This window comes from Arthrobacter sp. LAR12-1-1.1 (assembly GCF_040676555.1).
Classification (GTDB): Bacteria; Actinomycetota; Actinomycetes; order Actinomycetales; family Micrococcaceae; genus Arthrobacter.
This window is the reverse complement of record NZ_JBEGIG010000067.1, coordinates 94,810-107,997: the sequence shown is the minus strand read 5'-3', so window position 1 is coordinate 107,997 and position 13,188 is coordinate 94,810. Positions and strand designations below refer to the sequence as shown.

At 68.4% G+C, this 13,188-nt stretch carries 12 protein-coding genes and 1 tRNA gene; 11 read left to right on the top strand and 2 right to left on the bottom strand.

Going from position 1 to position 13,188, the window contains the following annotated elements:
• The 7 genes from MRBLAR12_RS21540 to MRBLAR12_RS21510 all read left to right on the top strand — a co-directional run bounded on the left by MRBLAR12_RS21540 (nt 1) and on the right by MRBLAR12_RS21510 (nt 7,492).
• On the top strand, nt 1-2,040 hold the full coding sequence (locus tag MRBLAR12_RS21540; protein ID WP_364748305.1) for a bifunctional aldolase/short-chain dehydrogenase: 2,040 nt from the start codon (nt 1-3) through the stop codon (nt 2,038-2,040).
• A gap of 11 nt (nt 2,041-2,051) precedes the next feature.
• A complete protein-coding gene (locus MRBLAR12_RS21535) occupies nt 2,052-3,566 on the top strand; it encodes a rhamnulokinase (RefSeq protein ID WP_364748303.1) in 1,515 nt (504 codons plus the stop codon).
• Nucleotides 3,563-4,366 carry a (Fe-S)-binding protein gene (locus MRBLAR12_RS21530; protein ID WP_229994834.1) on the top strand — a complete coding sequence of 268 codons (804 nt, stop codon included), beginning with the start codon at nt 3,563-3,565 and terminating at the stop codon, nt 4,364-4,366. The genes MRBLAR12_RS21535 and MRBLAR12_RS21530 overlap by 4 nt, the downstream gene beginning before the upstream one ends.
• Nucleotides 4,363-5,946, top strand: coding sequence for a LutB/LldF family L-lactate oxidation iron-sulfur protein (locus MRBLAR12_RS21525; RefSeq protein ID WP_364748301.1), 1,584 nt, complete (start codon nt 4,363-4,365; stop codon nt 5,944-5,946). Before MRBLAR12_RS21530 ends, MRBLAR12_RS21525 begins: the two co-directional genes overlap by 4 nt.
• Nucleotides 5,943-6,581, top strand: a complete 639-nt coding sequence (locus MRBLAR12_RS21520; RefSeq protein WP_364748298.1) for a LutC/YkgG family protein — start codon at nt 5,943-5,945, stop codon at nt 6,579-6,581. The genes MRBLAR12_RS21525 and MRBLAR12_RS21520 overlap by 4 nt, the downstream gene beginning before the upstream one ends.
• A gap of 154 nt (nt 6,582-6,735) precedes the next feature.
• Nucleotides 6,736-7,002 carry a hypothetical protein gene (locus tag MRBLAR12_RS21515; protein WP_364748296.1) on the top strand — a complete coding sequence of 89 codons (267 nt, stop codon included), beginning with the start codon at nt 6,736-6,738 and terminating at the stop codon, nt 7,000-7,002.
• Nucleotides 7,003-7,306: 304 nt separating this feature from the next.
• On the top strand, nt 7,307-7,492 hold the full coding sequence (locus MRBLAR12_RS21510) for a hypothetical protein (protein ID WP_229994830.1): 186 nt from the start codon (nt 7,307-7,309) through the stop codon (nt 7,490-7,492).
• A gap of 597 nt (nt 7,493-8,089) precedes the next feature.
• Here the strand turns inward: MRBLAR12_RS21510 and MRBLAR12_RS21505 are convergent.
• On the bottom strand, nt 8,090-8,563 hold the full coding sequence (locus MRBLAR12_RS21505; RefSeq protein ID WP_229994829.1) for a hypothetical protein: 474 nt from the start codon (nt 8,561-8,563) through the stop codon (nt 8,090-8,092).
• 396 nt (nt 8,564-8,959) lie between these two features.
• A tRNA-Ser gene (locus MRBLAR12_RS21500) sits at nt 8,960-9,049 on the bottom strand.
• Nucleotides 9,050-9,176: 127 nt separating this feature from the next.
• On the opposite strand from MRBLAR12_RS21500, the gene MRBLAR12_RS21495 reads away from it, so the two are divergent.
• Genes MRBLAR12_RS21495 through MRBLAR12_RS21480 form a run of 4 tightly spaced genes read left to right on the top strand, consistent with a single transcriptional unit; the run spans nt 9,177 to nt 13,180 of the window.
• Nucleotides 9,177-10,229 (top strand): dehydrogenase, encoded by a 1,053-nt coding sequence (locus MRBLAR12_RS21495; protein ID WP_364748292.1) that lies wholly within the window; start codon nt 9,177-9,179, stop codon nt 10,227-10,229.
• Nucleotides 10,230-10,232: 3 nt separating this feature from the next.
• The gene (locus MRBLAR12_RS21490) at nt 10,233-10,631 is read left to right on the top strand and encodes a 6-pyruvoyl trahydropterin synthase family protein (RefSeq protein WP_364748289.1); all 399 of its coding nucleotides are present in this window, start codon (nt 10,233-10,235) and stop codon (nt 10,629-10,631) included.
• Between the two features lie 9 nt (nt 10,632-10,640).
• Nucleotides 10,641-11,840, top strand: a complete 1,200-nt coding sequence (locus tag MRBLAR12_RS21485) for a glycosyltransferase family 4 protein (RefSeq protein ID WP_364748286.1) — start codon at nt 10,641-10,643, stop codon at nt 11,838-11,840.
• A 35-nt stretch (nt 11,841-11,875) separates the two neighbouring features.
• Entirely contained in the window at nt 11,876-13,180 is a 1,305-nt protein-coding gene (locus tag MRBLAR12_RS21480; RefSeq protein ID WP_364748283.1) for a DNA glycosylase AlkZ-like family protein, read from the top strand.
• Nucleotides 13,181-13,188: the final 8 nt, after the last annotated feature.

Genomic DNA, 13,188 nt, shown 5'->3' with positions numbered 1-13,188 from the left:
ATGACTGAGAACAAGACTGTTGAAGAACTGATTGCCCGTTCCAACCGCCTCGGCGCGGACAAGCGGAACACCAACTTCGCCGGCGGTAACACCTCGGCCAAGGGCACCGAAAAGGACCCCGTGACCGGCGAGGACGTCGAACTCCTGTGGGTCAAGGGCTCCGGCGGCGACCTCGGCACACTGAAGGCCGGAGGCCTTGCCGTGCTGCGGCTGGACCGGCTGCAGGCGCTGAAAAACGTGTACCCCGGCGTCGAGCGCGAAGACGAGATGGTGGCCGCATTCGACTACTGCCTGTTCGGCTTGGGCGGCGCCGCGCCGTCGATCGACACCGCCATGCACGGCCTGGTCGATGCCGCGCACGTGGACCACCTGCACCCGGACTCCGGGATCGCCATTGCCACGGCGGCCGACGGCGAGGCGCTCACCAAGGAGATCTTCGGCGAGAAGGTGGCGTGGGTGCCGTGGCGGCGCCCCGGGTTCCAGCTGGGCCTGGACATCGCCGCGATCAAGGACGCGAACCCGCACGCGGTCGGCACCATCCTCGGCGGACATGGCATCACGGCCTGGGGCGCCACCAGCGAGGAAGCCGAGGCCAACTCGCTGTGGATCATCGAACAGGCCGAGCAGTACATCAAGGACCACGGCCGGGCCGAACCGTTCGGGCCGAAGCTGCCCGGCTACGCTGCCCTCCCGGAAACCGAGCGGCGGGCGAAGGCGGCCGCCCTGGCGCCCGTGATCCGCGGACTCGCCTCGACGGACAAGCCGCAGCTGGGGCACTTCAGCGACGACCCAGCCGTCCTGGAGTTCCTCGAAGCCGCCGAGCACCCGCGGCTCGGCGCCCTGGGCACGTCCTGCCCGGACCACTTCCTGCGCACCAAGGTCAAGCCGCTGGTCCTGGACCTGCCCGCCGACGCCCCGGTCGAGGACTCGATCGCCCGGCTGAAGGAACTCCACGCCGCCTACCGCGAGGACTACCAGGAGTGCTACGACCGGCACGCGACCCCTGAGAGCCCCGCCCTGCGCGGCGCGGACCCGGCGATCGTCTTGGTGCCCGGGGTGGGCATGTTCTCCTTCGGGGCGAACAAGCAGACCGCCCGGGTGGCGGGGGAGTTCTACCTCAACGCCATCAATGTCATGCGCGGCGCCGAGGCCGTCTCCAGCTACGCCCCGATCGAGGAATCTGAGAAGTTCCGGATCGAGTACTGGGCCCTGGAAGAGGCCAAGCTGGCCCGGATGCCCAAGCCGAAATCCCACGCCGGCCGGATCGCCCTGGTGACCGGGGCGGCGTCGGGGATCGGCAAGGCGATCGCCACCCGTTTCGCCGCCGACGGCGCGTGCGTGGTCATCGCGGACCTGAACCTGGACAACGCCCGCGCGGTGGCCGCGGAACTCGGCGGCCCCGACGTCGCGATCGGCGTCCAGGCCGATGTCACCGACGAGGCCCAGATCGCCGCGGCCATCCAGGAAGCCGTCCTGGCCTTCGGCGGCCTGGACCTGGTGGTCAACAATGCCGGACTCTCCATCTCGAAGCCGCTCCTGGAAACCACGGAGAAGGACTGGGACCTTCAGCACAACGTCATGGCCAAGGGCTCGTTCCTGGTGGCCAAGGCCGCCGCGCAGGTGATGATCGGCCAGGAAATGGGCGGGGACATCATCTACATCTCCTCCAAGAACTCCGTGTTCGCGGGCCCGAACAACATCGCCTACTCCGCCACCAAGGCAGACCAGGCCCACCAGGTCCGGCTCCTCGCCGCGGAACTGGGCGAGTACGGCATCCGGGTCAACGGCATCAACCCCGACGGCGTGGTCCGCGGCTCCGGGATCTTCGCCGGCGGCTGGGGCGCCAAGCGCGCCGCCGTCTACGGCGTGCAGGAAGAGGAGCTGGGCAAGTACTACGCCCAGCGCACCCTGCTCAAGCGCGAAGTCCTGCCCGAAAACGTGGCCAACGCCGCCGCCGTGCTCACCGGCAGCGAGCTCTCCCACACCACCGGGCTCCACATCCCCGTGGACGCCGGCGTGGCCGCGGCCTTCCTGCGATGAGCCTTCCTGCGATGGGCACCGTGCCACCAGCGGATACGGCACCAGCCAGCGGCGGCCTGTTCGCCGCCGTCGACATCGGCGCCTCCTCTGGCCGCGTCATCCTGGGCCGGGTCACGGGTAGTCCCGGTGGGACGAGGGCCGAGCTGGAGACGGTGCACCGCTTCCCCAACGGCGTCAAGGAGCTCGACGGCGGCCTCCGCTGGGACTTCGACGCGCTGTTCGCCGAGGTCCTCACCGGGCTCGCGGCCGCCGCCACGGCGGCCGCGGCCCGCGGCGAGCGCATCGCCAGCATCGGGATCGACACGTGGGCCGTGGACTACGGGCTGGTCAACGCCGCCGGCGAGCTCGTCGCCTCGCCGTTCAGCTACCGCGATGACCGGTCCCGGGCCGCCGTCGCCCCGGTCCACCAGGAACTCGATCCGGCCCGGCTCTACGCCACCACGGGGCTGCAGTTCCTGCCGTTCAACACCATCTACCAGCTCGCCACCGAGCCCGCACTGGAGGGGCTGCAGGCGCTGCTGATCCCTGACCTCATCGGGTTCCTGCTGACCGGCCGGCGCCGCACCGAGGCCACCAACGCCTCCACCACCGGGCTCTTCGACGCCGTCGCGGGGGAGTGGGCCACGGAGTTCCTGGCCGCCCTGGGCCTGCCCAAGCACCTGTTCCCGCCGCTGATCCAGCCCGGCGAGACCCTCGGCACCCTGCTGCCGGAGATCGCGGAACGGACCGGCCTGCCCGCTGCCACGGAAGTGGTGGCCGTGGGCTCGCACGACACCGCCTCGGCCGTCGCTGCCGTACCCGCGGGCGCCGGAGGTGATGAGGAGAAATTCGCCTACATCTCCTCGGGCACGTGGTCCCTGGTCGGTGTCGAACTCTCCCATCCGGTCCTGACCGAGGCCAGCCGGGCCGCGAACTTCACCAACGAACGCGGCGTGGACGGCACCATCCGCTACCTGCGCAACGTCGGCGGCCTCTGGTTGCTCAGCGAATGCCAGCGCGCCTGGGCCGCCGAAGGCTACCGGCCCGGACTTGAGGAACTGCTCGACGCAGCCGCAACTCTTCCTCCCGGCGGTCCCGTCATCAACGCCAACGATTCGTACTTTATCGCCCCCGACAACATGCCCGAACGGATCCGGGCCGCGGTCCGCAACACCGGCGCGGTCCTCCCGGAGCATCCCGCGCACATCGTGCGCTGCATCCTGGACAGCCTCGCCGCCGGCTACGCCCGGACCATCGCCGACGCCGAACGGCTCGCGGACGTCCGGGCCGGCGTCGTGCACATTGTGGGCGGCGGATCCCAGAACCGGCTCCTGTGCCAGCTCACCGCCGACGCGACCGGCAAGCCCGTCCTGTCCGGTCCGGTCGAAGCCACGGCCCTGGGCAACGTCCTGGTTCAGGCCCGCGCCGCCGGCGTGCTCGGCGGCGGCCTGGGCGAGCTGCGCGCCGTGGTGCGCGCCTCCCAGCAGCCGGCGGAGTACGTGCCCTCAACTGTGGCGGAACACCAGAGGGCCGGAGGTGCCCAGTGAAGATCGCACTCTTCGCCACGTGCATCGTGGACGCCATGTACCCGGCCACGGCGCGCGCCACCGTGTCCATCCTCGAACGCCTCGGCCACGAGGTCATCTTCCCCGCCGGGCAGGCCTGCTGCGGGCAGATGCACGTCAACAGCGGCTACTTCCGGGAGGCGCTGCCCGTCGTCGCCAACCATGTGAAGGCATTCGAAGAAGACGAGTACGACGTCGCCGTCGCACCGTCCGGTTCCTGCGTCGCCTCCGTGAAGCACCAGCACCCCATGGTTGCCCGCCGCTGCGGGGACGCCGGGCTGGAAGCCCGGGCAGCGGCCGTCGGACATAAGACCTACGAGCTCTCCCAGCTCCTGGTCGATGTCCTCGGCGTCACGGACGCCGCGGCACAGCTGGGCTCCTACTTCCCGCACCGGATCACCTACCACCCCAGCTGCCACGGCATGCGGCTTCTCCGGCTCGGCGACCGGCAGCTGGACCTGCTGCGCTCGGTGGCAGGCATCGAGGTGGCCGAGCTGCCCGAGGCCGAGCAGTGCTGCGGCTTCGGCGGAACCTTCTCGATGAAGAACGCGGACGTGTCCTCGGCGATGCTCGCGGACAAGACCGCCAACATCTGCGGCACCGGCGCGGATCTCTGCGCCGGGGGTGACGCCTCCTGCCTCCTGCATATCGGCGGTGGCCTGTCCCGCCAGGGCAGCGGCGTCACCACGATGCACTTCGCCGAGATCCTGGCCAGCACCCTCGAGAATCCCGCCGCCGTCACCGGCGACGTCCGCCTCACCACCGGAAGGACCGCACGATGAGCGGCACATTCCTGGGGATGCCGTCCCTGCCCGTCTTCGGCATCGGCAACCTGCACGAGCACGAGCCCTTCCCGAAGGCCGCCCGCCGCGAACTCGGCAACACCCAGCTGCGGGCAAACCTCGGCCACGCCACCCGGACCATCCGGGACAAGCGGCTGGCCGTCGTGTCCGAACTCCCCGACTGGGAGGAGCTGCGCGAGGCCGGCCGGGCGATCAAGGAATCCGTCATGGCGCGGCTGCCGGAGCTGCTGGAGCAATTCGAGGCGAACTTCACCGCCCGCGGCGGGACCATCCACTGGGCCCGCGACGCCGGCGAAGCCAACGCGATTGTCGCTTCCCTCATCCGGGAGCAGGGCGCCGACGAGGTGGTCAAGGTCAAGTCCATGGCCACCCAGGAGATCGGCCTCAACGAGTACCTCGAGGAACAGGGGATCGCGGCGTTCGAGACCGACCTCGCCGAGCTCATCGTCCAGCTGGACCACGACAAGCCCAGCCACATCCTGGTCCCGGCGATCCACAAGAACCGCAGCCAGGTCCGGGACATCTTCCTGCGCGAAATGGAGGGCGTCGACCCGGAGCTGACCAACGAGCCGGCCCGGCTCGCCGCGGCCGCCCGGGCCCACCTGCGCCGCAAGTTCCTCAGCGCCAAGGTGGCCGTGTCCGGCGCGAACTTCGCCCTCGCCGACTCCGGCACACTCGCCGTCGTCGAATCCGAAGGCAACGGACGCATGTGCCTGACGCTGCCCGAAACCCTCATCACCGTCATGGGCGTGGAGAAGCTGCTGCCGGCGTGGGAGGACCTCGAGGTGTTCATGCAGCTGCTCCCGCGCTCCTCCACCGGCGAGCGGATGAACCCCTACACCTCGCTGTGGACCGGCGTCACGCCCGACGACGGGCCGCAGAACGTCCACCTGGTCCTGCTGGACAACGGGCGCAGCGCCGCCCTGGCCGACGAGATGGGCCGCTCAGCCCTGCACTGCATCCGCTGCAGCGCCTGCATGAACGTCTGCCCCGTCTATGAGCGCACCGGCGGGCACGCCTACGGATCCACCTACCCGGGACCGATCGGCGCTATCCTGTCACCGCTGCTGACCGGGATCACGGCGGAGGAGAACAACTCGCTGCCGTACGCCTCGTCCCTGTGTGGGGCCTGCTATGACGCCTGCCCGGTGAAGATCAACATCCCGGACATCCTGGTGCACCTGCGCGGTGAGGACGTGGACAGCAAACGGGGCAAGCGCGGGAAACGCGGGAGGGAGCGCCTGCCGAGCCAGATGGACCTGGGCATGAAGGCTACCTCCTGGGCGCTGTCCTCTGGAAAGAACCTTGGCCTGGTCGAGAAGGCGCTGCCCCTGGGCCGGATCGCCGCCGGACCGGATAAGAAAATCACCAAACTGCCGGGCATCGCCGCCGGCTGGACCCAGAGCCGGGACATCCCCGCGCCGCCGGCACAGTCCTTCCGGCAGTGGTGGGACAAGGAACATCGGGCCCCGGCCGCCCCGACGGACCCAACCGGCACGGGCGACGCCGGTACTGGGAACGCCGGCACAGGATCCGCCGGTACAGAGGAGAACCCGTGAACGCGCGCGAAGAAATACTCGACCGGATCCGCTCGGCCCTCCGCGACGCCCCGGCCGTACCGGACGTGCCGCGCGACTACCGCCGCAGCTCCACCCTGGGCGAGGAAGAGCTCATCGAGCTGCTGACGGACCGGTTGGTCGACTACAAGGCGAACGTCTTCGTCGAGGAGGCAGCCGCGGTGCCGCAGCGGCTCGCCGTGCTGCTCGAAGGCGCCGGCCGCTACGCCATTCCGCACGGCCTCGACCAGGCGCTGTTCGCTGAGGCGGACGCGCGCGACGGCGGCTCCCGCCGCGTCACCGACGCGCCCGGGCACCGGCTCAGCGTCGAGGAACTGGACAGGGTGGACGCCGTCGTCACCGGCAGCGCCGTGGCGGTCGCCGAAACCGGCACCATCGTCCTGGACGCAAGCCCGGACCAGGGCCGCCGGGTCATCAGCCTCGTCCCGGACCGCCACATCTGCATCGTGCGGGCCCGGGATATCACGGCGATCCTGCCGGAGGCCCTCCGCCGGCTCGACGGCACCCGCCCGCAGACCTGGATCAGCGGCCCCAGCGCCACAAGCGACATCGAACTCGAACGCGTCGAAGGCGTCCACGGACCGCGGACCCTGGACGTGGTGATCGTGCGCGGGTAGGGCGGTCTGTGTCGGTGACCAGCCCTGCTTCCCATGCAAACAAAGGGAAGCAGGGCTTTCCTGTTTGGCATGACGCGTCCTGGGGGAGTGCGGCAAACTCGATCATCCAGACGATACTCATGGTCTTCTCAGCCGGAAGTTGAACCATGGAAGCATGTACTTAGTCGATCCCAGAGCCTATGCACAGCACTTGATGCACCCTGGCACGTGGTTCCACAAGACGAGCCGCAGGCACGGGACCGCCCGGGACCGGCAGCCCACGGACTCCCGGCTGGACTATCTCGAGGCTGGCATGACGGGAACCGTCAGCACCGCCTACACGCGACGCAGGGCCAAGGAACTCGAGCAGGCATTCCGCAACGGAGACGTTTCCTACGAAGAAGCGTGCCTGGAGATGGAGCAACTCGACGGGGAGCCCTGAACGCTTGCCCGCGCTCGCCAGAACCGCACGTTTCCTCCGGTGCCGAACCTGTCGGGCAGATCAGGGCGGTTGTGGGCCCTCCATTCGCCCTGATCTGCCCCACAGCACTTCTCATCACCCTGGATCACGTCAATTCACGGTGGATTCCCAGATCGAGATATCCGCCGGAATGGTCACAGCTGCTCTGACGGAAGTGTCCGCGATGGTCACGGCTAAACGCCAGGACGAGGGTCCGCTACGATGACGCTATGAGCGCGCACCAACGCTAGCCCATTCGGGGCCGGCGACAATGGAAAGGCATTCCATGATGAAGCGCGCTCTGCCACATGCACTGTTCTATGTCTTCGGACACCGTGTCTGCTGTGGCACCATTCCTAGCTGGACCGCCCACGTCGGCCAGAAGTGGGACACCTTTGATGTCGCACCCTACAACCTCTACAACGTCATCTGGCGCGCTCAGAACTGGGTCTTGCAGAACTGCGACGACTAACCGATTCAGAGCGTTCTACCGGCGTAGGAACTGCTCCGGCACCTGTCATAGGTCCGGGGCTTTTCCTTGCCGCCAATTTAGCGCGGCTGTGCTGTTTCCCGTCCATGCCCGCACTTGTCGTAGCGGGCGGCGACGCTCGACGGAGCTGCGCGTTTTTGCCCGTGCCGAATCTGTCGGGCAGATCAGGGCGAATGCGGGCCCTCTATTCGCCCTGATCTGCCCCACAGCCGAACAACGCCCCGGCAGGCAAAGCAAAAGGCCCTGCTTCCCTTAGTTTGTAAGGGAAGCAGGGCCTTTTTATATGGTGGTGACGGTAATTACATCACCTGAGATCACGGCAATTCACACTAGATGTGCCCAAAGTGTGCCCGCCGGCGTCTAGTGGCAGTGGCAAGTGCAGTAGGGCGCAGGATCCCAAAACTCGTAGTCGGGCTCTAGCTCCTCGAATGGCGATCGGGCAGGGACTGCCAACAACTCATCTAGCATCCGACTCGTTGCCTCAACATCTCGCTTCACCACGCCTGGCACGATAGCCACCAGGAACGACAAACCCCCGCCAGTCGTGATGACTGGCGGGGGTTTCTCTGTGCGTGGTGGTTAGCGGACTATGTACGTCCGGCTGAACCGATAGCTGACCTTGCCGTTCAATGTGCCCTTGACGCGGACGACGTACTTATCGCCTTTGCCTTCCCATGCCTTGTGGGTGTCATGGTAACCGCCCGCGAAAATTTTACCGTTCAAGAACCATCGGTATTCCAGCTTGGTGCCCGTGGGCCAGCCGTACTTATTCGCCCGCAGGACTGTTCCTGCGGTGACGTACACGGTAGATACACCGGCTGTGCAACTCGCGGTAGTTTCTGCACATGACGAGGGGCAGAAATTGAATTCCGGTGCACAGGTTGCGGCGCTCGCCGGGGCCGCCGCGGTGAGCGCTCCTGCTCCCAGGGCAACGGAAAGGACGGCAGCGGCTGCCGCTTTACGGAAGATCGATCGTTTCAATGCTGGCACGGTTCCCCGCACCTCCTGTCGGTGGTTGGCAGATAGTTTTTGGCTGCTGAACGCTTCCGACATACACCGTCTAAGGCGCCCCCAAGCATGAGTATAACCACACGGGCAACACTGGCATCAAGGGTGCCCGGCCTAGGCAGGCAGGAATCCGGGCAGGCGGTTTCCCCAACGGATGCCCCGCAAGTGTTCCGGGCACCGCCGGTATTCCTCAACGTCCCAGCCGGAATCAGTCACGCGCTCCACGTTGCCGGCAGGGATCCAAGCCCAATGCGCGTGCCGGCCATCGTCAGCCCAGCTCACAAGAATGGACGAGGGATTCCAGCGCTCCGCGACGGCAGACGCTCTAGATCACGCCGTATCTCTGGCGAATGTGCCCAAAATGTGCCCACCGGCCTAAATTGGGCAAAACAAAAGGCCCCGCTTCCCTTTCTTTATAAGGGGAGCAGGGCCTTTCTCATTTGGCGGTGACGGTGGGATTTGAACCCACGTTGGCTTTTACACCAAACAACATTTCGAGTGTTGCACCTTCGGCCGCTCGGACACGTCACCAACCTGACTAGGGTACCGGAGCAAGGCGCCCATCCACAAAACGAGCCACAACGGCACCCGCACCATGCCGGGAACGCGCGCGGCGCCCTTCCCCGCGAACAGCGCGGGCACTAGATTCGTAAGCACAATGACTACTTCTGAACGGCACGCCACGGCCACCGCCTACTGGACCGTCGGCCCGGAGCAGGGCGAGCTCCGGAGCGAGGAACTGCCCGCCCCCGGACCCGGCGAGGCACTGATCCGCACGCTGTACTCGGGCATCAGCAAGGGCACCGAGCTGGTGGTCCACCACGCGAGCGTCCCGGCGTGCGTCGCCGGGGCCATGGCCGCCCCCAACCAGGAAGGGGACTTCCCCTACCCGGTGAAATTCGGTTACCTCACCGTGGGCGTGGTTGAGGACGGTCCGGACGGCTGGGCCGGTAAGACCGTCTTCTGCCTCTACCCGCACCAGGACCGCTTCATCGTCCCGGTCGAATCACTCACGGTGATTCCCGACGGCGTCCCGGCCCGCCGCGCGGTGCTGACCGGCACGGTGGAAACCGCCATTAACGGAATCTGGGAGGCCGGGCCCCGCTTGGGCGACCGCATCGCCGTGATCGGGGCCGGACTCGTCGGCGGCATGGTGGCCAGGCTCCTGGCCGGCTTTCCGCTGGCGCGGCTGCAGCTGATCGACGTCGACCCCGCCAAACGCGCGTTCGCAGACGCCCTCGGCGTCGACTTCAGCCACCCCGACGACGCCCTCCCGGACTGCGACATCGTGATCCACTGCTCGGCCTCGCAGGAAGGCCTGCAGCGAAGCCTGCAGTTGGTGGGCGACGACGGAGACATCATCGAAATGTCCTGGTACGCCGACCGGAAGATCTCCCTGCCGCTGGGGGAGGACTTCCATGCCCGCCGCCTGTCCATCCGGGCCAGCCAGGTGGGGATGGTGGCCCGCGCCCGCCGGCACCGCCGCACCAACGCCGAGCGCCTCGCGCTCGCCGTGTCCCTGCTGCAGGACCCGGTCTATGACGTCTTCCTGACCGGATCCTCGACGTTCGAGGAGCTCCCCGGCGCTGTCCAGCGGCTCGCCGACGGGACCCTGGACGCCCTCTGCCACGTCATCGAATACCCGTCCGCCAAAGTCTCATTCACCCCACACCCATCCGCCCCAGCCCAGCCCACCAAAGCCGCGAGGTAGCCCGTGTTCAGCCTGACCGTCCGCCGTAACTTCATGATCGCCCACAGCCTTCCGCGCGAAGCCTTCGGCCCCGCCCAGGGCCTGCACGGCGCCACGTTCGTCACGGAGGTGACCTTCCGCCGTCGTGAGCTCAATGACGATGCGATTGTGCTGGACATCGGCGCGGCGGGGGACGTGGTGGACGAAGTCCTCGAGGGGCTGAACTACAAAAACCTCGACGAGCACCCCGACTTCGTCGGCAAGCTGAGCACCACCGAGGCCCTCGCCCGGTACATCGCCGACGCCGTCGCCTCGCAGATCCGCGTCGGCAACGACGGGCGCGAGCTCGCCGGGCTGGACGTCACCCTGCGCGAAACCCCCGACGCCTGGGCCGGCTTCTCGCTGGACTTCGACGCCCGCTAAGCGCCGCAGATGCCTCCGGCCAGCCCCCGCCTCCGGCTTGTGGTGCCCGGCAACGTCCGGCACAACTCCGGCGGCAACGTCTACAACGCGGCGCTCGCCCGGGAACTGACCGCCCTCGGCGCCGTAGTGGAAACCTGCCCGCTCGACGGCGACTGGCCGGGAGGCAGCGCGGGGGACCGGCGGCGCCTGGCCCGGCTGCTGAATGCGGAGTCCACAAACCCGGGTTCCGCGACTGGGTCCGTGATGGTGGTCGATAGCCTCCTCGCCTGCGGTGCGCCCGACGAACTGGAGGAGGCCGCGGCCGCCGGGCAGCAGGTCTGGATCCTGCTGCACATGCCCTTGCCGGACCATTCCGAGCGCGAACGCAGGGCCCTGCAGGCCGCGGCCGGTGTCATCTGCACAAGCGGCTCGGCCGCGGCGGGCATCCGTGCCCGGCACGGCCTGGACGGCATCAGGGTGGCCCTGCCCGGTACTGCGCCCGCCCCTTTGGCGGCAGGCAGCCTGTCCGCCGGCGCCGGCGGGCCGCACATCATCGCCGTGGCCGCATTGCTGGAGAACAAGGACCAGTCGCTCCTGCTGGACGCGCTCGCCCGGCTCACGGATTTGCCCTGGACGGCGTCCCTCATCGGCTCGGATACCGCCCACCCGGCCTATGCGGCGCAGCTCCGGAACTCCGTGGAATGTCTAGGCCTGGCTGGGCGGGTCAGCATCCCGGGCGAGCTCCGGGGCCCGGCGCTGGAGGCTGTATGGGACGCGGCCGATCTCAGCCTGCTGATTTCCCGGGCCGAAACCTACGGCCTGGTGGTCACCGAATCGCTGGCCCGCGGCATTCCCGTGCTGGTGCGCGAAGGCACCGGAGCCGTCGAGGCGCTCGGCGCCGGCAACCTGCCCGGCTCGCCGGGGCCGGACAGCTGGCCGGGCAGGATGCTGGACGCGCCGGTGCCTGACACGCCGCTGCCGGGCGCCGCCGTCGGGCTCGGAACGGACCCCGCGCCGCTGGCGGACCTGCTCAGCCGCTGGCTGCGCGACGCCGCACTCAGGGAACGCTGGCGGGACGCGGCAGCGGATGCACGGGGCCGGTTGCCCGGCTGGGACGCCACTGCCCGGACCGTTCTGGAGTTCCTGTCGACGGAATCGACGGAATCGACGGAATCCCCGGAAACCGGGGACAGCGGGAAACCGGCGGCGCAGGTTGATACGGCTTCTTGATACCGCTGACAGAGAAGCTGTTGGAGAATGAGCCCATGAGCAGCCACCCTGTCGCCACGCAATCGCCGTCGGTAGAAGAGCCCGTCAATCTGCCGGAGCCGCAGGGCCTGACTCCGGAGCGGCTCCGGGCGTGGGCTTGGCACCGGCAGGGCCTGGACGGTTCGCTGGCTGGCTGCACGGCGGAACAGGTTCTGGCCCGGGCAGGCTGGGCCCGGTCCGTGGGCGGCGCCAACCCATACCTCACGCTCTTCGCCCGCGCCGGCATCCGCCGCGAACAGGTGGACGCCGACGTCCTCGCCCACCGGATCCTGGAACTCCCCGTCGCCCGCGGCTGCACCTACGTCCTGGGCCGGGACGACTTCGCCTGGGCGCTGAAGCTGGGCAAAGACGCCGCCGAAGCCATCCGGGTGCTCGGCAGGCTAGGCGTGGAACGGGGCGAAATCACGCTCCTGGAGGAGCAAGTGCTGCACGTGCTCGCCGAGGCGGAGGGGCCGATGGATCCGCGGCAGCTCAAGGAGGAACTGGGCGATTCAGTCCGGAACCTGGGCGAGGAAGGCAAGAAGAAGGGCGCTACCACTACGCTGCCCACCGCCCTGGGGATCCTGCAGGCGCAGGGCAAGATCCGCCGCGTCCCGGCCAACGGCCGCCTGGATCAGCAGCGCTACGCCTACGAGCCCTGGGGCTTGGCGCCCAGTGGCCTCGACGACGACGCCGCGCGCACCGAGCTGGTCCGCCGCTACCTGGGCTGGACCGGGGGAGCCACCTTCAAGCAATCGCAGTGGTTCACGGGGTTCACCGTCGCGCAAAGTAAGGCGGCGCTCGCCGCCGTCGGCGCCATCGAGGTGTCCACCGCGCTGCCCGAGGCCGGGGGCGACCCGCTGTGGATGCTGCCCGCGGACGTCGGTCGCCTCGCCGCGTTCGAGGAGCCGGCGGGGGAACAGATCCAGCTGCTCGCCGGAACGGACTCCCTGTTCCTGCTGCGGCGCAACGCGGCGGACCTGCTCGAGGAGGAAGACCAGCACAGACCGGCGCTGGGATCTCTCGCGCTGCAGGCCGATCTCCCGGACCACCCAATCCTGGACCGCGGCAGGATCATCGGGCTCTGGCAGTACGATCCGGCCAAGGGGAGGATCGTGCCCTGGCTGTTCCATGGCCCCACGCCCGCCATCACGCAGCGGATCGCCGAGGTGGAAGCCTGGATCCGCGAGGACCTCGGTGATTTCCGGGCCTTCAGCCTGGACTCGCCGGCCTCCCGCCAGAAGCGGATCGACGCGCTCGCGGCTTCTGCCGTAGCGGCAGCGTCATCGGCCGCCGCGTCATCTGCCGACGGCGCAAGCTAGCCGGAACG